Below are 20,207 nucleotides of genomic sequence, written 5' to 3'. Positions count from 1 at the left end.
CTCATCCGAAGAGGTCGACGTGCGTCGCGAACGCGGTCGCGATCTCCGACTGGGACCAGAACCGGTGGTAGGTGAACGTCGGCGCGGGGCCACCGTCCAGATAGGACTGCACCTTGGACCAGTCGGGGTCGTTCTTGTAGAAGGACCGGATCGACTCGAACGTCGAGCTGGAGCTGATCTTGTCCCCGTCGGGCATGGTGCCGGTCCACCCCGGCGGCACGTACAGACCCTGGTCCGTAGAGGCGTTGTACGCGTCATCGAACCGGTTGTAGTCGGCCCGCGTCTCGGGCACCGCGATGCCCTTGGCGTCCTCGTGCCCGGTCAGCGCCGTGAGCAGACCCTCGGCCGTCGTCTTCGACTTCGTGTCGCCGGAGCCGGCCGCGTAGTACATCAGGGTCTTGGCCAGCGAAGCCGCGACACCGACGTCCTGGCTGTAGTTCTTGACCGCCACGTGCAGGCTCGTGTTGCCGCCGGGGTTGCTGGCGTTCCACGTGTCCGGGGCGCCGGTCCAGGTCAGGTCGGACGGGATCTGGAACGAGCCGCCGGTGCCCACGGTGGTGTTGGCGATCGCCCACGGCACCCACTTGTCCAGGATCTTCTTGGCCCGGGCGTCCTTGGTCGCCTGGTAGTACTCGGCGACCCGCTCCATGCCCCACGTCTGGAAGCCGAACCACTGGTTGCTCGGCGGGTCGTGCCACACCGGCTGCCAGTCGTAGTACATGCCGTAGAACGTCGGGTCGCCGGCCGGCGGCGTGCCGTACTGGCCGTCCCAGCTGTTGGTGGCGCCGCCGGCGATGCCGCCGTCGGCGGACTGCAGCCACTGGAGGAACTCCAGCTGCCGGCCGAGGCTGGTCGCCCAGTCGCTCGCCCCGGTGCTGGACAACGGCTTCAGTCCCGGATCGGTGGACAGTGCGTAGGCCGCAAGGGGGTTCTGGTAGCCCTGGTGCGCGGCCCCGTCACCGATCCGCCAGGCCCAGGCGTTGGACGGGTCGGCCGAGCCGCCCCACGCGTAGTACCAGGAGATCAGGTAGTGCTCGCTGTCCTTGCCGGTGCCGGCGGCGCAGGTGCTCGCCCCGACGCAGTTGCCGATCTTCTTGAAGTACTTGTCGAACAGCGAGTAGCGCAGGTAGTCGCCCATCTTGGACGCCTTCTTGACCACGTCGGCGACGGCCGAGGACTTGCCCTGGGCCTTGGCCCACTGCTCGGCCTGGAACGCCACCTGCACGGCGCGGGCGTCGGCGTCCGGCGCGTCGGTGTACTTCCACTGCTTGGCGTAGCTGGAATCCCCGGTGAACAGGTCCAGGTAGCCGTTCTTGCCGCCGAACTTCATCATGTCGCAGGACGGCTGCGTGACGGTCTCCCACACCGACTCCTGCGAGCCGCGCTGGAAGGTGTTGATGAACGCCGGCGCGGTGTTCGTGCCGTCCTCGCAGTGGCCGAAGCCGTAGATGTTGTCCACGTCCAGCAGCCAGTGCATGCCGTAGACATCGCTTGTGCCGTAAGCGTTCTTCAGCTCGCCGGCGATCGGGTCACTGCCGACGGACACGCCGGACTGCAGCTGTGACGGGTACTTCGACGGGCTCGGGTACTCGGCCGCGTAGGTGGCCGGCTTGCTCGCGTTGTAGCCGGAGTTGGTCGGCTGGTCGGTGCTGGACGGGATGGCGAAGGTCTCCAGCGAGGTCCAGGCCGCGTTGAACGGGGCCCAGTCCTGGGTGATCCGGCCGTAGGACGCCTCCAGCCACAGGTAGTAGCTGAACGCCTCGGAGGTGGTCTCGTGACCGTAGTCCGGGGCCTCGACGACCAGCGTCTCCACCGAGTGATAGGGCACCAGCAGGTTGCCCAGCTTGCGGAAGTAGCCGCTGTTCGGGTCCTTGATCTTGTTGTACTGCTTGAGGAACTCCACCTGGTAGTCCGAAGTGGACTTCGACACCTCGGTCACGGTGACCGTGCCGGACGCGTAGCCGGCGGACGTGGCGGTGAAGACCGCGGAACCCAGGTCTCCCCGTTGTCGGCCGAGGTGACCGTGACGTTCTGCGCGGTCTGCCAGTTCGACGGGGTGAACGTCAGGCTGGTCGGCGACGCCGTCAGGTCGGCGCTGCCGGAGGTCCGGGCGATGTTCACGGTCACACTGGCGGTCGGGGCGCTGGCCAGGCTCACACCGAAGGTGGCCGTTGAACCCTGTTTGACGCTGACCGTCGCCGGTGAGGCCACGATCGTCGGGCCGGACAACACCTTCACCGCGACCGGGCTGGACGACGTGGACGCGCCCTTGTCGTCGTACGCCTTGGCGGTGATGGAGTACGTGCCGGCCGGCACGTTGGTCCAGCTGCCGGCGTACGGGGCGGTGGTGTCGGTGGCCAGCAGCGTGTCGCCGGCGTAGAACTCGACCTTGCTGATGGTGCCGTCGCTGTCCGACGCCGTGGCGGCCAACGGAATGGTCGCCGGGGCGTTGTAGGTGTCGGTGGCGCGCGGCGAGGTCAGCGACACCGTCGGGGCCTGGTTCGGGCCGGTGCAGGCGGTGCCGTTGACGGCGAAGTCCGTCGGCGGCCGGTTGGCCGCGCCCTTGCTGCCGTTGAAGCCGAAGGACGTGGACGCACCCGTCGGCAGATTCCCGTTGTAGCTCAGGTTGTTAGCGGTAACTTTGGCGCCGGACTGGGTGATGGTGGCGCTCCAGCCCTGCTGCACCTGCTGGCCGTCCAGGAAGGTCCAGGTCAGCGACCAGCTGGTCAGCGCCGGGCCGTTGTTGGTGAGGGCCACGTTGGCGGTGAAGCCGTTGGACCAGTCGTTGGTGGTATAGACGACCGTGCAGGCCACGGCCGCCGCGTTGGCGTTAACAGTCGGTGTGATCAGGGCGGCGATCAGCGCCGCCACGGCGCCAAGGGCGACCCGCAGTCGTCGACGCATGCGCAGGGATTCCTTTCCGGAATGGGACTCCCGTCCCGGGCGGGTCGGAGGAGGAGGCACCGCCCGGGACGGGAGAGGCTGACTACTGCACCGGCGGGTAGGCGTTGGTGACCAGCTGCGCGAACTGCGCCTGGAACCAGTGCCCGGACAGCGGCGCGTCGGGCAGGGCGCCGGTCAGGTTGCCGCCGTTGGCCTGCTGGCTGCCGTGGAAGGTCGGGTCGCACATCGGATCGGCGCCCTTGCCCTCGTCGTTCGGGATCGACTTGCTGGCCCCGTCCGACTCACCCGGCGGCTTGATCCACACGTAGGCGTCGAAGTGCGGCGCCGGGCTGGCGGTCGGTCGCTGGCCGAGGCCGGCGCCGTCCTGGTTGCACCAGTTGCCACGGGCCAGCCGCCGGTCGATCCGCCCGGAGTTGACGTAGGTGTCCACTGTGGACCCGCTGGCGCCGGTCGGCCGGGCCGAGCCGCCCCAGCCGTTGCGCGAGGTGTCGATCAGCATGCCGATGCTGCTCGGCATACCCGCCGCCACGAACGCGCTGTACATCGCGTTGTCGTAGTGGGACTCGTCGAAGTACGGGTTCCACTGGTAGAAGGTGGCCGACTTGAGCGGCTGCCCGCCGACGTTCAGGCTGGAGTCGGTCAGGTACGGCTCGGTGACCGGCGTGTCGTTGGCGGTGTCGCTGATGAAGCCGTCAACGCTGTTCACGCCGGCCGTGGTGCCCCTGATCGTCTGCGTGATCAGGTTGACCGCCGGCTGCAGGTTGCTGTCCCAGCCCAACCAGGCCGAGTGCGCGATGTCGATGTAGTTGTAGACGTTGCTGATCGCGTGCAGCTTGTTCAGCGCGTACTGCACACCCTGCACGTAGGCGCCGCTGGACTGGGCCTCCGCGCACTTGGCCATCGAGGTGTTGGTGACGAGGTTGGGCAGCGAGTCCGGTTCGACGATGTTCACGATGCGCAGGCTCGCGTACTTCGGGTCGGCCATGATCGCCGCGATCGGGTCGATGTACTGGGACTTGTACTTGCTCAGGCCGTCCTGGCTGACCTGGAGCTCGCCGTTGGAGGCCAGCGCGGCGCAGTCCCGGTTCGGCAGGTCGTAGATCACGAACTGGGCGACGACGGGCGTGCCGCCGGTGGCCTGCGCGAGCGCGGCGTCCAGGTGGGCGCGCAGCCCGCGCTGGGTGTCGGTGCCGGCGATGGCGGCGATCCGGTCCAGCCACACCGCCGTGGAGGTGTTGGCCACCTTGGACATCTTGCTGCCGAGCGTGCCGCCGGCGGTCGCCGCGGCGGCGGTGACCTCGCTCGACCAGTCCGGGTTCACGTAGCCCTTCGCGCCGGCGTAGGGGTTGTCCACGTGGGTCCCGGGCGGCGGCGGGTTGCCGGTCGTGGTGGTCGTCGTGGTCGTTGTCGTGGTGGTGGTCGTCGTGGTGGGTGGCGCGGAACCGGTGCAGGTGGTGCCGTTGAGCGTGAAGGCGGCCGGGACGGCGTTCGTGCCGGAGTAGGAGGCGTTGAAGCCGAAGGTCGCGGACGCACCGGTGGCCAGTGACTTCGCCCAGTCCGGGCCGGCGGCGCTGACGTGCTGGCCGGACTGCGTGACCGTGGCGCTCCAGCCCTGTTGCACCTGCTGGTTGCCGGCGAAGTCCCAGCCGACCGTCCAGCCGTTGGCGATGGCGTCGCCGAGGTTGGTCACGGTGACCGTGCCGGTGAAGCCGGTGCTCCACTGATTGACCGAGTAGTCGACCTTGCAGGCGGTGGCGGCCGAGGCCTCGTTGCCCGTGGCGACCAGGAAGCCCGCGGTCAGTCCGAGGGCGGTGAGCGCGGACAGCCCGCTGATCAGACGGGTGCGACGGGAGCCGGGTGATGCGGTTGCAGGCATGTGCGGAGTACTCCTCGCAGCGTTGGGGGAGTGCTGACCGATCGCTCTGGAAGCGCTTCCAGTCGACGCCGACTGTAACGAGCCAGCAACCCGACCGGAAGGGTTCGCGTTCACATTCACCACACATGGCCCGGTCTGCGGTCATTCGCCGGATGTGTTTTACCCCGCTCGGCCCAGAATTGTTTACAGCGAGTTCCACCGGAGTTACTCTCCTGGCACTCTGGAAGCGCTCCCAGTCGGTGTAACCCTGCCTTCGAGGAGCGACAATGCGATTGGGCACCTTCGCCGCACCCCTGCTCGCCGCGACCTTCGCCCTGGTCGGCCTGGCCGGGCCGAGCGCGCCGGCCGCCGCCGACGGCACGCTCGCCTGCCGCGTCGACTACACCGTCAACGACTGGGGCACCGGCTTCACCGCCTCGGTCACCATCGGCAATCTCGGCGCCGCGCCACTGTCCGGCTGGCGGCTGACCTACTCGTACGCCGGCAACCAGACCCTCCAGCAGGGCTGGAACGGCACGTGGTCGCAGTCCGGCAAGACAGTCAGCGTGGCCAACCAGCCGTGGAACGCGACCGTGCCGCCGAGCGGCTCGGTCACCGCGGGCGCGAACTTCAGTTACAGCGGCAGCAACGACAAACCGACCGACTTCGCCGTCAACGGCAGTCCCTGCAACGGAACCACTCCTCCCCCGCCGCCTCCCCCGCCCGGCGGACCCGCACCCGCGCTGCGGGTGTCCGGCAACCACTTCGTGGACGCCGACGGGAAAACGGTGACGCTGCACGGGGTCAACCGGTCCGGCGCGGAGTTCGCGTGCGTGCAGGGCAACGGCATCTTCGACGGCCCGGTGGACGCGACGTCCGTCGCGGCCATCAAGAGCTGGCACGTCAACGCCGTCCGGGTGCCGCTCAACGAGGACTGCTGGCTGGCGCTGTCCGACGTGAAGCCGCAGTACGCCGGCACGACCTACCAGAACGCGATCAAGGACTACGTGAACCTGTTGCACCAGAACGGGATCGTCGCGATCGTCGAGCTGCACTGGACGCACGGCCAGTACACCGGCAACTCCGCCGGCTGCTCGGACGTCAACGCCACCTGCCAGAAGCCCATGCCGGACGCGCAGTACGCGCCGACGTTCTGGAGCCAGGTCGCGGCGGCCTTCAAGGGCGACGACTCGACCGTGTTCGACCTGTTCAACGAGCCGTATCCGGACCGCGCCACGGCCAACGGCTGGGCCTGCCTGCGCGACGGCGGCACCTGCGCCGGCATCCCGTACCAGGTGGCCGGAACGCAGTCGCTGGTCAGCGCCGTGCGATCGGCCGGCGCGGACAACGTGATCATGGTGGGCGGCCTGGCGTACGCCAACGACCTGTCGCAGTGGCTGACCTACGAGCCGACCGATCCACTGCACAACCTGGCCGCGTCCTGGCACTCGTACAACTTCAACACGTGCTCGTCGTCGTCCTGCTGGGACAGCCAGATCGCGCCGGTGGCGGCCAAGGTGCCGCTGGTGGCCGGCGAGATCGGCGAGAACGACTGCGGACACTCCTATGTGGACGGCCTGATGTCGTGGCTGGACCAGCACGCCGCCTCCTACCTGGCGTGGACCTGGAACACCTGGGACTGCTCGAGCGGGCCGTCGCTGATCACCTCGTACGACGGCACGCCGACGGCGTTCGGTGCGGGTGTTCGCGCTCACTTCTCTTCGTTCTGACCGAAAACCGGCCCCGACCGTGGTCGGGGCCGGCGTTCGGTCAGGCGCAGCGAGTTCCGTTCAGGGTGAAGTCGCCGGGTGCGGAGGTGTTGCCGGTATGAGTGGCCTGGAAGCCGAACGAGACCGACGCGCCGGGGGCGACGGATCCGTTGTAGCCCACGTTCTTCGCGGCCACCTGGCCGCTGGCCGGCGTGATCGAGGCGTTCCACGCCGAGGTGACGGTCTGCCCGCCGGCCAGGGTGAAGGCCAGCGACCAGCCGTTGATCGGCGCGGTGCCGGTGTTGGTGATCGTGATGCTCTCGGTGAGGCCGGTGTTCCAGGCGTTCACCGAGTCCGTGACCGCGCAGGTGGAATTCGGCGGTGGAGGCGGTGTGGTGGTGGTCGTCGTGGTCGAGCCGCCGAGCGCCGTGGCCGTCGAGTTGTAGGCCGGTTTGGGCTGGTAGTTGTTGTCGTACATGGTGGCAGCGCCCTGGCCCGGGAAGGTGCCCGGAATCCACGAGTCGGCATCGCCGACGCCCCACTGGGACACGCCGACGCAGCGGCTGACCGCGAGGCAGTTGTTCACCACCGTGGCGTAGTCGGTGGCCTGCTGGGCCAGCGTGGAGCTGTTGGCCGGCAACTGGATCCGGTCGTCCAGCTCGGTGATGGCGACGTCGAGGCCCAGCGCGGTGAAGCGCTGCATGTTGGCCCGCATGCTGGACGGCACCTGGCCGACGATGAAGTGGCTCTCCAGTCCGACGCCGTCGATCGGCACGCCCTGCGACTTCAGCTGCGACACGAGCCGGTACATGCCGTCGCTCTTGGCGTTCTGACCCTCGATGTTGTAGTCGTTCAGGTACAGCTTGGCATTCGGGTCGGCGGCGTGCGCGGTGCGCAGCGCGTCGGCCAGATAGCCGCTGCCCATGGCGTTGTAGAAGGCGTCCTGGCGCAGGCTGCCGTCCTCGTTGAACGGCTCGTTGACCACGTCCCAGGCGTAGAGCTTGCCCTTGTAGTGGGTGGCCTCGGTGGTGATGTGCGCTTCCATCGCCGCCTGCACCTGGTTGCTCGGCAGGCCGTTGACCCAGCCCGGCAACTGGCTGTGCCACACCAGGTTGTGCCCGCGCACCCGCATGTCGTGCGACTGCGCAAAGGACACGATGGCGTCGCCCGGCCCGAAGTTGTAGCTGCCGTTGGACGGTTCGGTGGTGTCCCACTTCATCTCGTTGCCCGGCGTCACCATGTCGAACTGGGCGCCGGCCACCGCGGTCAGGGTGGAGTTGCTCAGGTTGGACTGGGTGAGCGCGGTGCCGAAGTAGATTCCCTTGGCCTCGGCCAGGGTTTTCAGGCCGGTGCCGGCCGCGCCGGCCTGACTGGTGACGGCGGCGAGCAGCAGCCCGCCGACAGCCAGCGTGGCCGCGGCGGCGAGCGCCGTGGTGGTTCTGGGCACAATGGTCCCCTCTTGCGTGGCGGGATGGCGTGGTTACGGTGCGACGGCGCGGCCGGTCTGCGGCGAGATCCGCCCGGCGCACAGTCCACGGCCGGCGAGTCCCCGCGCGATACGGGGAATCGCGGCCAGGGTGTTGGCCGGCCACTCGTGCATCAGGATGACCTGGCCGTTGGTGAGCCGGGCATTGGCCTGCACGATCGCGTCGACGCTCGCGCCGTTCCAGTCCTGCGAGTCGACGTCCCAGATGACCTGTGTCAGGCCGTGGTTGGCCTCGACGGTCCGCAGCGTCGCGTTGGTTTCCCCGTACGGCGGGCGGAACAGGGACGGCGTGCCGCCGCCGGCGGCGGCGATCGCCTGCTGGGTCCGGGTGATCTCGCTGTCCATCTGCGCCTGGCTCAGCTGCGTCATGTGCGGGTGGGTGTAGCTGTGGTTGCCGATCCACATGCCGGCCGCGGCCTCGGCCCGTACCTGCGCCGGATACGCGGCGGCGTACTGGCCCTCGTTGAACACCGTTGCCCGCAAACCGTTCTGCCGCAGGGCATTGAGGAGGGCCGGGGTATGCGCGTCGGACGGACCGTCGTCGAAGGTCAGCCCGACATAGCCGTTGCAGGGCGCGGCGTCCGCGACGCCCGGGGTGAGCACGGCGGCGGTCAGGGCCGCCGCAAGCAGCAGGAAGTCCTTCGCATGGCTCAGCTCACCGTGATGGAGGAGCTGCCGCTGCTCTGGTAGCCCTCGGTGGCGAGGATCATGTAGTAGCGGAAGCTACCCAGGTTCATGCCGTTGCGGGCCCACGCGTCGAAGTGGTTGCCGGTGGTGATCGTGCCGCCGGTGCGGCGGCTCTGCCGGACGCTCCAGTACTGGTTGAACGTGCGCGTGCCCTCGACCGAGGGGGCGTTGTACCGGGTCGTCTCGTAGATGTCGTAGGTGCCGCCGTCGCTGCTGACCGTGCCCTTGTGCGTGCCGGTCGGCCGGTAGGAGCCCCAGTTGTCGACGATGTAGTACTCGACCAGCGGGTTGGACGTCCAGCCGTAGAGCGACAGGTAGGAGTTGCCGGACGGGGAGAAGCTGCCCGAGTAGTTCACGGTGCGCCGGCCGCCGTTGCTCCAGCCCTTGCCGGCGACGAAGTTGTTGCAGTTGGTCCACTGTGTGCGGTAACTGCCGCCGGACGACAGGGTCATCGCGACCGAGCCGCCGCCTGCGGTCCAGAACGAGTAGTAGTACCCGTTGTTGGTGCCGGTCTGGTTGGTCGTGATCGTGGTGTCCGCGTGCGCCGTGGCCGGCAGGGCCAGCGCGGAGGCGGCGAGCAGCGCCCCGGAGGTGAGCAGACCTCGGCGCGTGATCGGAAACGGGGGGATGTGGTCCATGGGCGATGGTCCTCCTCGATGAGGAAACCGTGTGGTGTCGAGCAGTGTCGACCTGGTCACGACCCGTGGGCAACAACTTTCGTTGTTATTTCGGGAATCCCGCACCATGTCCACAATGGACCTTCGACCGGTGGCGCGGTCCGGCCACCGCGGTCGCGGACATCGAAAGTTTCGACGCCGTCAGCGGACCGCCGTTGTACTGTTGCGGACGACCAGCGTGGTGGCCAGGTCCACCCGGGTGACGGCCGGCCGCTGGCCCCGGCCGAGGTCGAGCGCGAGCTGGGTGGCGGTCTCGGCCATCGCCACCAGCGGCTGACGCACGGTGGTCAGCGGCGGGCCGACCCAGCGGGCCAGCGGCAGGTCGTCGAAGCCGACCACGCTGAGCTCGTCGGGGATGCGAAGGCCCAGCTCACGGGCGGCCTCGTAGATGCCGAGGGCCTGCAGGTCGTTGCCGGCGAAGACCGCGGTCGGCCGGTCGGGCAGGGTCAGCAGCTCCCGGCCGACCGTGTAGCCGGACTCGTGGTGGAAGGTGCCCTCCCGCACCAGCGCCGGGTCGACGCCGATGCCGGCGGTCTCCAGCGCGGTGCGGTAGCCGTCGACCCGCGCGCGGCTGCACATCATCCGGAACGGCCCACCGAGCATGGCGATCCGCCGGTGGCCCAGCTCGACCAGGTGCCGGGTGGCGGTCAGGCCGCCGAGCCAGTTGTTGGCGCCGACCGCGGGCACGCCGTCGGCCGGGTCACCGGCCGGGTCCAGCACCACGAACGGGATGTCCCGGCTGGTCAGCTGGGCCCGCTGGACCTGGTCCAGGCCGGACAGCACCAGCACCACGCCGCTGGGGCGGCGGGCCAGCACCCCGTCCACCCAGGTCTGGCCCGGGGTGAGCCGGCCGGCCGACTCGGACAGCACGATGCTCATGTCCTCGCGGCGGGCCACGTTCTCCACGCCCCGGATGACCTCCATCGCCCACGCGCTGTCCAGCTCGTGGAAGACCAGGTCGAGCAGCTTGGACGGGCGCGCGCCGCCGCGCTTGCGCCGGTAGCCGTGGTCCCGCAGCAGTTCCTCGACCCGGGCCCGGGTGCCGGGGGCGACGTCGGCCCGGCCATTGAGGACCTTCGAAACTGTCGGAACGCTGACGCCGGCCGTCGCGGCGATCTCGGCCAGCGTCGGGATGCCGGCCGGCGTGGTCGAAACTCCGTCCGCGGTCACGGCTTGCTCGGCACCCATGGCTTCGGATGGTAAGCCATCGGCGGCCGGAACGGTCCCCCTTGACGCGATGCGGCGACCGCCCTAGTTTCGAGGCTGTCACCGAATCTTTCGGATCTCCCGCTGCCCGCCCTGCCGGGGAGGACGCGATGGCACCGTTGGGACGACGAGGATTTCTCGGCATGGCAGGAGCCCTTGCCGCGGGGCAGTACCTGTCGTCCCGCGGCGGCCCGGAAGACTTTCCGTTGGTGGCCAACGGAAAGGCCACGCCACTGGTGGTCAGCTCCGCTGACCACCCCGGTGTCGTGCGCGCGGCCCGTGACCTCCAGGCCGATATCGAGCGGGTCACCGGCGTCCGCCCGGGACTGTACGTCGACCATGTGCCGGCGGTCGCCGAAGTCGTGCTGATCGGCTCGTTGGACGCGAGCCCGTTGGTGCGGGCCGTCGGTCTGGACACGACCGGGATCGCCGGCCGGTGGGAGACTTCGCTGACCGAGACCGTGACCCGGTCCGCGCAGCGCGCGCTGGTGGTGACCGGCAGCGATCAGCGCGGCACGATCTACGGCATCTACGAGATCTCCCGGCAGATCGGTGTCTCGCCGTGGTACTGGTGGGACGATGTGCCGCCGCTGCACCGTCACGAGCTGCACGTGCGGCCCGGCCGGCACAGCCTCGGCCCGCCGGCGGTCAAATACCGAGGATTGTTCATCAACGACGAGAATCCGGCGCTGGGCACGTGGGCGCCGGCCTTCTTCGGGCCGGGACTCGCGCCCGGCCATCCCGGCGGCTTCAACCACGGCTTCTACGAGAAGGTCTTCGAGACCATGCTGCGGCTGCGGGCGAACTACCTGTGGCCGGCAGTGTGGGGGCGGGCCTTCGCCGAGGACGATCCGCTCAACCACGCCACGGCCAAGCGGTACGGGATCGTCATGGGGACCTCGCACGAAGCGCCGATGATGCGGGGCATAGAGGAGTGGAACCGGCACGCCGTCCCGGCCGTCCGCGGCCCGGACGGCACGATCACCACGCCGGGGCACGATCCGTATGGCGGCACGGGCGAGTGGAGCTTCCGGCACAACGCCGACGCGCTCCGGGCGTACTGGGCCGACGGCATCCGCCGCATGGTGACCCAGGACTTCGAGGGCGTGGTGACCGTCGGCATGCGCGGCACCGGCGACACCCGGCTGCCCGACGGTGACAGCATCGACCTGATGCGCGACATCCTGGCCGCCGAGCGGAAGATCCTGGCCGACGTCACCGGGCGCGACCCGGCGACGGTCCCCCAGGTGTGGACGCTCTACACCGAAGTGATGCGGTACTGGGTCGAGGGCCTGCGGCCGGCCGACGACGTCACGGTCGTCTTTCCCGACGACAACTGGGGAAACCTGCGCAAGCTGCCTGACCCGGGCCTGCCGTCACGGTCCGGCGGGTACGGCCTGTACTACCACTTCGACTTCGTCGGGTCGGGCCGCTGCTACAAGTGGAACGACACCAGTGTTATCGCTAACACCTGGGAGCAGCTCAACCAGGCCTACGAGTACGGGATCAGGCGGCTGTGGGTGGCCAACGTCGGCGACCTGAAGGGCAACGAGCTGCCGTTGCAGTTCTTCCTGGACTACGCCTGGAATCCGACCGCGCTGCCGCTGTCGGAACTGTCCACCTGGGAACGTGGGTACGCCGGACAGAACCTCGGCGCCGGAGTCGCCGACGAGCTCGGTGACCTGCTGCACGACTACGGCCGGCTGCAAGCGCTGCGCAAACCCGAGTTGCTCAACCGGCGCATCAGTGTCGCCCCGGGCAAGGATCCCTCGACCGATCCGACGGCCATCGTCTACGACGACCAGGCCAGCCCGTACAGCCTGGTCGACTACGGCGAGCTGGACCGGGTCACCGATCAGTGGCACCAGCTGGCCGTGCGAGCCGAACAGATCGGCGACCGGCTGCCGGCCGCGTCGCGGGACCCGTACTTCGAACTGGTGCAGTACGAGGTGTCCTCGATGGCCAACCTCCACGCACTGCGCCGGGCCGAGTTCACCAACCTCCTGTACGCCGAGCAGGGCCGGGCGGCAGCCAACGACCTGGCCGACGAGGCCGAGGCCCGGTTCGCCCAGGACCTCGCCCTGGCCGACCGCTTCAACACCGAGATCGCCGGCGGGAAGTGGCGTGGCTTCCAGACGCAGCCGCACATCGACTACGGCGACGTCGCCCGCTACGGGCCGGACGCCGGCTGGCAGCAGCCGCAGGTCGACAACGCCGCCATTCCCGATGTGCTGTTCCCGGCTGTCCGCCGCATCCCGCTGGCCGAGGACGGCGTGCTGGGAGTGGCTATCGACGGCTCCGCGCTGTCCTGGCCGGGTGCGTCCGAGACCGCCATGCTGCCGGAGTTCAGCCCGTTCCAGAGCCAGCCGGCGCAGTACATCGACGTGTTCAACCGTGGCGCCAAGCGGTTCACCTATCGCGTGTGGACCGATACGCCGTGGCTTGTGGCCGATCGCCCGGCCGGCGTCGTGGACCGGCAGACCCGGGTGACGTTCCACGTCGACTGGCGACGGGCCCCGATCGGCACGACCACGGTGCCGGTGGTCATCACCGGCGCGGGCGAGAGCGTGACCGTCCGGGCCGTGGTCGCCCACCGGGAGCTACCGCCCACCTGGGGACACGGCTTCGTCGAAGCCAATGGATACGTGTCCGTCAACGCCGATGATGTTAGCGCGAACATTGCTGCGCACGGTGTGACCTGGCAACGCATTCCGGACATCGGTCGCCACGGAGCCGGCATGAAGCCGTTCCCGGTCACCGCCACGAGCCAGCCCGCCGGCACCGGCCCGCGCCTTGAATACCGGATGTCGCTGTTCACCACCGGCGTCGTCACCGTCTGGGCCTATCTCTCACCCCGCAACGACGTCCTGCCCACACCCGGGCTCCGCTACGCCGTCGCCTTCGACGACCAGGCGCCGCAGGTGGTCGACGTGATCGCGGCGACGGGGTCGGACAGCACCGCGCTGAACCGGCAGTGGGAGCGCAACACCTCCGACAACATCAACCTGACGCGGACCCGGCACACCATCGGCACGCCGGGACCGCACACGCTGAAGTTCTGGATGGTCGATCCCACGGTCATCGTGCAGAAGCTGGTGGTCGACACCGGCGGCCTCCGGCCGAGCTACCTCGGGCCGCCGGCGAGCGTCCAGCGGTGAATCAGCCGAGTCGGAACGCGGCCAGGCGGAAGTCCCCGTGCAGCACCAGCTGGAGGTCGTGGACGCCGTCCAACCGCGCCGGCAGGTCGGTCCCGACGGTGGTCCAGGCGTAGCGATCACCGGTCACCGGCACGGTGATCTCGCCCAGCCGCTGACCACCGACGCGAATCTCCAGCCGGGCCGGGCCGTCGACTTCCCGGGCAACCTCGACGTCAACGCTGGTGGCGCCCGACAGGTCCACGGCACGGAACCACAGGTGCGCAGGCGTGGACGGCCACGACGAGGCGACGGCGTAGCCGGCGGTCCGGGTGGCGTCGACGAGCGTGACGTTGGCGTAGTCGTCGAAGTCGACCGCACCGGTGCGGCGATCGAGCACGACCCTTGCGGCAGGCGGCGGTCCCGTCACCGTCAATGGGGCTGACAACGCGATGTACTCGGCGGACCGGGCGATCAGCACCTCGTACTCGCCAGGATCGACGGTGAAGGCGTTCGTGCCGACGTCCCAGTGGGCGAGCTCTTCGGCTGGCAGCTGGAAGGTGACCTCACGGCGCTCCCCCACGTCCAGCCGAACCTTGGTGAAACCGGCCAGCCGCAGGCGGGGCGCCTCGTAGCGCGGGTGTATCGGCCGGACATAGAGCTGGACGACTTCGGCCCCGGGCCTCGGTCCTGTGTTCGCCAACATCACCGACACGTCAACAGATCCGTCCTCAGCCACCGCGGCACTGGACAACCGCAGGTCGCTGTAGGCGAAGTCGGTGTAGGACAGGCCATGGCCGAACGGGTACAGCGGCATCGTGCGGTGATACTGGTAGGTCCAGCCGGCCTTGATGATGTCGTAGTCGAGCGGATGCGGCAGCGTGTCGTCACGCCGGTACCAGGTCTGCGGCAACCGGCCCGCCGGCTCGGCGTCGCCCAGCAGCACGGCGGCCAGCGCGTTGCCGGATTCCTGCCCGCCGTGGGAGGTCCACACCACGGCGGGCAGGTGTTCGTCGGCCCAGTCGAGGGCGTAGGGAAAGCTGCTCATCACGACCAGCGCCGTCTGCGGCCGGACCGCGGCGACCGCGCGCAGCAAGGATTCCTGCCCGTCCGGCAGGGCGATGTTCGCCCGGTCCTCGGTCTCACGGCCGTTGATCATCGGGTGGTTGCCGAGCACGACGATCGCGACGTCGGCCGCCTTGGCCGCGGCCACTGCCACCGCCGTGCCGTCGCGCAGCACGTCACGATGCCAACGCTCGGCGTTGACCGGCGACTCCGCGGTGACGGTGACAAGGCCGTCGTCCGGATCGACGACGGCGTACCGTCCGGTGTGGACACTGCGCAGCAGCACGAAGCCGCCATCGGCCTCCAGCCGGAAGGTCTCGCGAACCTCCCAGCTCTTCAACAACTCCTTGTCGGCGACGAGGGTGTTGTCCTCCTGGAGACTCAGGTAGCGGCCGTTGTCGACCGACCGCAGCGTCACGGCGCCGCCGCCCCAGTCGACGACGTCAAAGGAACCGAGCGGTTCGCTGGTCGAGCTCGACCGCAAGGCGATGCGATCGGAGCCCTCCACCCACGACACGTCGCCAAGGCGTTCGGCCAGCCCGGCCGCGACCGTGACCTGGTACGGCATCGTGCCGCTGTACCAGTCCTCGCACAGCATGTCGGCCAGCGGCCCGATCACGGCAACCCGAAGGCCATCAGACAACGGCAACAGACCGTCGTTGCGCAGCAGCACAACGGACTCCGTCGCGGCGCGCAGCGCGAGTCCACGGTGCCCGGCGCAGTTGATCACCTCCGGGCCGATGGCCGCGTACGGGTCGAGATCAGCGTCGAACTCGCCGAGCCGGAACCGGACCAGCAGCTGCCGCCGCACGGCACGGTCCACATCGGACTGAGCGATCAGCCCGCGCGCCAACGCATCACGCAACCGTCCGATCGGGACATCGCCGTCCTGACCGTGGTCGGTGAAATTGTCGATGCCCGCTTTCAGCGCCGCGGCATGGGATTCGGCGTGATCGTCGAAATAGTGCTCCGGGTCGACCAGGTTCGACGGCGCTTCGGCGTCGCTGACCACGAACAGCTCGTCGTCGGTCCAGCGCCGCAGCTCGGTCTCGATGAGCGGGCTGACGTGGCAGGGATGCCCGTTGACGAGGTTGTACGCGGCCATCGCGCCGGTGACCGCACCCGAGGCGACGACCGGACGGAACGCGGCCAGGTCGTACTCCTGCAACACCCGCGGCCGCACGCTGGACGACGTGGTGCAGCGGTCGTTCTCGTTGTTGTAGGCCAGAAAGTGCTTGAGCACCGTGGCCGTCCGCAGGAACCGCGGATCGTCGCCGGTGAGCCCGCGACAGTACGCGATCGCCAGCCGGGCGGTGTGCACCGGGTCCTCGGAGTAGCCCTCCTCGTTGCGCCCCCACCGCGGGTCGCGCAGCAGGTTCACCACCGGGGCCCAGGCCTGCAGGCTGATCGCGCCGTCGCCGACCAGCGGCTGCCGGTGGTAGTGGAAGGCCCGCAGCTCCGTCGACACGGCCTCGGCAACGCGGTGCACCAGCTCGTCGTCCCAGGTCGCCCCGAGCCCCACCGCCTGCGGGAAGACGGTGGCCGGGCCGAGCCAGGAAACCCCGTGCAGGGCTTCGGATCCGGTGCGGAACGCGGCGAGGCCGAGGCGCGGCACGGCCGGCGAGTACTGGTGCAGCATGGCGAGCCGCTCGTCCGGCGTCAGCCGGTGCAGCAGGTCGTCGATGCGCTTGTCCAGATCCAGCCTGGGGTCGCGGAAGGGCGGCCGCTCGATGGCGGCGTCGGGCAGCGAACTCACGTGGGGAACCCCTCGGGCAGCGGCAGAAGGTGGAGCGCTTCGACCGTCGCATGCGGCCCTGGTGCTGTCAACGAGCCCGGTCAGTGCGGTTTCCGGACTCATCGAAACGCTTGTCGAAGAAGAAAACGGCCCGCTACGGTCGGCGTCAATTCAAGCGCTTCGACACTTCACCGGAGAAGGGCCGCCGCTGCCATGAACGAGTTGAACCGCAGACGTTTCCTCGGTACCGCCGCGTCCATCGCCGGCGCCGTCGCGGCGGCCCCGCTGCTGTCCGCGTGCAGCGGCGGCACGGCCGCCTCGACCGGCACGAACAGCGCGGCCGGCCTCAAGGACGCGCTGCCGGCCTACGTGCCCAGCACCGCGGTCAAGCCGGACATCGCCTCGGTCGCCGGCGGGCCGGACATGATGACCGACCCCGGGTTCCTCAGCTACCCGGCCACTCCGGTCGCCACCGTGTCCGGCAAGCCGGGCAAGGGCGGCAGCTACACCGCGGTCACGCCGCTGTGGGGAACGGTGCCGGCCGCCGACAACTCGTTCTACCAGGCCATGAACGCGGCGCTCGGCCTCACCCTGACGATGAAGCCGGCCGACGGCACCAACTACAACACGATCGTGCCGACGATGACGGCGGCCAGGAAGCTGCCCGACTGGATCCAGTTGCCGGCCTGGTGGAATCCCAACTTCAACGTCGGCGAGCTGGCCGGCACGCAGCTGGCCGACCTGACCCCGTACCTGGCCGGCGACAAGATCAAGAAGTACCCGAACCTGGCCGCCGTCCCCACCGCCGCGTGGCGGGCCGGCGCCTGGGGCGACAAGCTCTACGGCATTCCCTCGTACTCCAGCGGCTTCTCGGTCATCGGCGCGCTCTTCTACCGCCGTGACATCTTCGACGCCCGTGGCATCACCGCCGACCAGGTGAAGTCCGCCGAGGACCTGATGAACCTGGGCAAGGAGCTGACCGACGCCAAGCGCAACGTGTGGGCCTTCGGCGACGTGTGGACCTACCTGTTCCCGTCATGGGACCTGCCGCTCAAGTGGACCGTCCAGGACGGCAAGCTGGTGCACAAGTACGAGCTGCCGCAGTTCCTCGACGCCATGCAGTGGCACTACCAGCTGGCCAACTCGGGCTACCTGCACCCGGACGCGATCTCCAACAGCAACGCCGGCGGCAACACCCGCTTCTACGCCGGCCAGATCCTGGTCAAGGGCGACGGCACCGGCGCGTGGAACCTCGGCGACCACCAGTCCGGCACCGCGGCGACCCCGAGCTACCGGCGCGGCGCGCTCAACGCCCTGTCGGCCGACGGCAAGTCCACGCCCCGGCAGTGGGCCGACGCATCGGCCCGCGCGCTCAGCTACCTCAACGCCAATCTCAAGCCCGAGCAGATCGAGGAGCTGCTGGCCGTCGCCAACTACCTGGCCGCGCCCTACGGCACGGCCGAGTACACCATGGTCAACTTCGGGGTCGAGGGCGTGCACTTCAACCGCCAGAACGGGGTGCCGACCGCCACCGACGACGGCAAGAAGTACGTGCAGGCCACCACCTACCCGTTCCTGGCCTCGCCGTCCTCGGTGATCAGCAACCCCGGCGCCGACGTGGTCACCAAGGACTACACCGCCTGGCAGGCGGCCAACGTGAAGGCGCTGGCCAAGCCGGTGTTCTGGAGCATGAACATCAGCATGCCGCAGTGGGCCGCGACGGCCGACGCCGCGCAGGCCGTGGAGGACACCATCAAGGACTGCTACCACGGCAAGAAGAAGGTCTCCGACGTGCAGGCGGCCATCGCCAGCTGGAAGTCCGGCGGCGGCGACCGGCTCAAGCAGTGGATGACCGACAACGTGCTGAACAAGTACGGCACCGGCCAATGACCAACCCGCGACTCAGTTGGCGGGTCCGGCTGCGGCGGGACCGGGCGCTGCTGCTGATGGTCGTGCCCGCGGTCGTCCTGCTGGTGGTCTTCAACTACGCGCCGCTGTTCGGCCTGGTCACCGCGTTCCAGGAGTACGACCCGCTGGTCGGCGTGTGGCACAGCGACTGGGTCGGCCTCGACCAGTTCCGGGCGCTGTTCGGCGACCCGCTGTTCTGGCAGGCGCTGGGCAACACGCTCTACCTCAGCTTCGTGCAGCTGGTGCTGTTCTTCCCGATTCCCATCGCGCTGGCCCTGCTGCTCAACTCGGTGCTGTCCGAGCGGCTGCGCAACTTCATCCAGTCCATCGTCTACCTGCCGCACTTCTTCTCGTGGGTGCTGGCCATCACGATCTTCCAGCAGATGCTCGGCGGCGCCGGCGTGCTCAACCAGTTCCTGCGCACGCACGACATCGGCACCTGGGACATCATGACCAACCCCAGCACGTTCGCGCTGCTGGTGACCTCACAGGCGGTGTGGAAGGAGGCCGGCTGGAGCATCATCGTGTTCCTGGCCGCGCTGGCCGCCATCAACACCGACCTGTACGAGGCGGCCGCGGCGGACGGGGCCGGCCGGTTCCGGCGGATGTGGCACATCACCCTGCCCGGCCTGCGCGGCGTGATCATGCTGATGCTGGTGCTGCGCCTGGGCAACGCGTTGTCCGTCGGCTTCGAGCAGTTCCTCATCCAGCGCGACGCGGTCGGCCACGACGCGGCCGACGTGCTCGACACGTTCTCCTTCTACTACGGCATCACCACCAACAACTACAGCTACGGCGCGGCGGCCGGGCTGTTCAAGAGCGTCATCTCGCTGGTGCTCATCTGGGGCGCCAACCGGCTGGCGCACGCCTTCGGCGAGGACGGGTTGTACCGCAGATGACACTGACGATCGAACGACCCGTCACGGCCGCTTCGCGGGTGGACAGGCGGGCGCCGTGGGAGGAACCGCCGACGACGGTCGGCCAGGCTGCCAAGGGACTCACCCTCGGCGGGGTGCTGGCCGTGGTCCTGGTGCCGCTGTGGATCATCGTGGTCACCAGCCTGTCGACGCCGGCCGCCATCAACCGCGCCGGCGGCCTGGTGATCTGGCCGGAAGGCCTGACGCTGGAGCCGTACCGTGAGATGCTCAGCGACCCGACCGTACGGACAGCGCTGCTGGTCAGCCTGGGCATCACCCTGGTCGGCACGGTGGTGTCCATGGTGGTCTCGGTGCTGTGCGCCTACGGCCTGTCCCGGCCCCGTTCGCTCGGCCACCGGGTCATCCTGATCACGCTGATCGTCACCATGTTCCTCAGCGGCGGCCTGATCCCCACCTTTCTGGTGGTGACCGACCTCGGCGGCTACGGCCAGTGGTGGTCGCTGATCCTGCCCAGCGCCGTCTCGGTGTTCAACATCCTGGTGCTGCGGTCGTTCTACTCGAACACGTCGTCCGAGTTGATCGACGCGGCCCGGATGGACGGCGCGGGCGAGTGGCGGATCCTGTGGTCGATCGTGCTGCCGACATCCCGCGCGGTGACCGCGGTGATCGCGCTGTTCTACGCCGTCGGCTACTGGAACGCGTTCTTCAACGTGATGCTGTACCTGCCGACCGACAGTCAGAAATGGCCGCTCCAGTACGTGCTGCTGACCTTCGTCAACCGCGGCAACGGCATGCCCGGCTCGGTCAACTCCGGCTTCGGCACCGGCCAGGTCCAGACCGCCCCGCTGTCGCTCCAGATGGCCGTGGTGGTATTGACCCTGGTGCCGCTGCTGATCGTGTACCCGTTCATGCAGAAGCACTTCCGCACCGGTGTGCTCACCGGCGCGATCAAGGGCTGACCCG

Annotated in this window: 13 protein-coding genes; 5 read left to right on the top strand and 8 right to left on the bottom strand. The window is 69.0% G+C overall.

The features are described from left to right. Position 1: 1 nt before the first annotated feature. The 3 genes from M3Q35_RS09095 to M3Q35_RS09085 form a co-directional block, all read right to left on the bottom strand. Positions 2 to 1,930, bottom strand: coding sequence for a glycoside hydrolase family 48 protein (locus M3Q35_RS09095; protein WP_273941224.1), 1,929 nt, complete (start codon positions 1,928 to 1,930; stop codon positions 2 to 4). 5 nt (positions 1,931 to 1,935) lie between these two features. Then, positions 1,936 to 2,904 (bottom strand): cellulose binding domain-containing protein, encoded by a 969-nt coding sequence (locus M3Q35_RS09090; protein ID WP_273941223.1) that lies wholly within the window; start codon positions 2,902 to 2,904, stop codon positions 1,936 to 1,938. Positions 2,905 to 2,986: 82 nt separating this feature from the next. Then, positions 2,987 to 4,780 carry a glycoside hydrolase family 6 protein gene (locus M3Q35_RS09085; RefSeq protein ID WP_273941222.1) on the bottom strand — a complete coding sequence of 598 codons (1,794 nt, stop codon included), beginning with the start codon at positions 4,778 to 4,780 and terminating at the stop codon, positions 2,987 to 2,989. A 266-nt stretch (positions 4,781 to 5,046) separates the two neighbouring features. Between M3Q35_RS09085 and M3Q35_RS09080 the strand changes: the two genes are divergently transcribed. Then, positions 5,047 to 6,489 carry a cellulase family glycosylhydrolase gene (locus M3Q35_RS09080; protein WP_273941221.1) on the top strand — a complete coding sequence of 481 codons (1,443 nt, stop codon included), beginning with the start codon at positions 5,047 to 5,049 and terminating at the stop codon, positions 6,487 to 6,489. A 40-nt stretch (positions 6,490 to 6,529) separates the two neighbouring features. Here M3Q35_RS09080 and M3Q35_RS09075 read toward each other — a convergent pair whose 3' ends face one another. The 4 genes from M3Q35_RS09075 to M3Q35_RS09060 all read right to left on the bottom strand — a co-directional run bounded on the left by M3Q35_RS09075 (position 6,530) and on the right by M3Q35_RS09060 (position 10,506). Further along, positions 6,530 to 7,915 carry an endo-1,4-beta-xylanase gene (locus tag M3Q35_RS09075; protein WP_273941220.1) on the bottom strand — a complete coding sequence of 462 codons (1,386 nt, stop codon included), beginning with the start codon at positions 7,913 to 7,915 and terminating at the stop codon, positions 6,530 to 6,532. A gap of 33 nt (positions 7,916 to 7,948) precedes the next feature. Continuing rightward, positions 7,949 to 8,557 (bottom strand): polysaccharide deacetylase family protein, encoded by a 609-nt coding sequence (locus M3Q35_RS09070; protein WP_273941219.1) that lies wholly within the window; start codon positions 8,555 to 8,557, stop codon positions 7,949 to 7,951. A 47-nt stretch (positions 8,558 to 8,604) separates the two neighbouring features. Beyond that, entirely contained in the window at positions 8,605 to 9,279 is a 675-nt protein-coding gene (locus tag M3Q35_RS09065; protein ID WP_273941218.1) for a glycoside hydrolase family 11 protein, read from the bottom strand. A gap of 180 nt (positions 9,280 to 9,459) precedes the next feature. After that, complete coding sequence (locus M3Q35_RS09060) at positions 9,460 to 10,506, bottom strand: LacI family DNA-binding transcriptional regulator (RefSeq protein WP_273941217.1); 1,047 nt, start codon at positions 10,504 to 10,506, stop codon at positions 9,460 to 9,462. A 161-nt stretch (positions 10,507 to 10,667) separates the two neighbouring features. Here M3Q35_RS09060 and M3Q35_RS09055 point away from each other — a divergent pair, with 161 nt between their 5' ends. Then, the gene (locus M3Q35_RS09055; RefSeq protein WP_273941216.1) at positions 10,668 to 13,682 is read left to right on the top strand and encodes a glycosyl hydrolase 115 family protein; all 3,015 of its coding nucleotides are present in this window, start codon (positions 10,668 to 10,670) and stop codon (positions 13,680 to 13,682) included. A 1-nt stretch (position 13,683) separates the two neighbouring features. Here M3Q35_RS09055 and M3Q35_RS09050 read toward each other — a convergent pair whose 3' ends face one another. Further along, positions 13,684 to 16,479, bottom strand: coding sequence for a glycoside hydrolase family 3 protein (locus tag M3Q35_RS09050; RefSeq protein WP_273941215.1), 2,796 nt, complete (start codon positions 16,477 to 16,479; stop codon positions 13,684 to 13,686). A 201-nt stretch (positions 16,480 to 16,680) separates the two neighbouring features. Here M3Q35_RS09050 and M3Q35_RS09045 point away from each other — a divergent pair, with 201 nt between their 5' ends. The 3 genes from M3Q35_RS09045 to M3Q35_RS09035 are packed head-to-tail and all read left to right on the top strand — an operon-like array spanning position 16,681 to position 20,203. Then, positions 16,681 to 18,348, top strand: coding sequence for an ABC transporter substrate-binding protein (locus M3Q35_RS09045; protein ID WP_273941214.1), 1,668 nt, complete (start codon positions 16,681 to 16,683; stop codon positions 18,346 to 18,348). After that, complete coding sequence (locus tag M3Q35_RS09040) at positions 18,345 to 19,265, top strand: ABC transporter permease (protein WP_273941213.1); 921 nt, start codon at positions 18,345 to 18,347, stop codon at positions 19,263 to 19,265. The genes M3Q35_RS09045 and M3Q35_RS09040 overlap by 4 nt, the downstream gene beginning before the upstream one ends. After that, positions 19,262 to 20,203 carry a carbohydrate ABC transporter permease gene (locus tag M3Q35_RS09035; protein WP_273941212.1) on the top strand — a complete coding sequence of 314 codons (942 nt, stop codon included), beginning with the start codon at positions 19,262 to 19,264 and terminating at the stop codon, positions 20,201 to 20,203. Before M3Q35_RS09040 ends, M3Q35_RS09035 begins: the two co-directional genes overlap by 4 nt. The last annotated feature ends 4 nt before the right edge of the window (positions 20,204 to 20,207 follow it).

Origin of the sequence: Kutzneria chonburiensis (assembly GCF_028622115.1) — a bacterium.
Lineage (GTDB): Bacteria > Actinomycetota > Actinomycetes > Mycobacteriales > Pseudonocardiaceae > Kutzneria > Kutzneria chonburiensis.
This window is presented reverse-complemented; position numbering and strand designations above follow the sequence as displayed.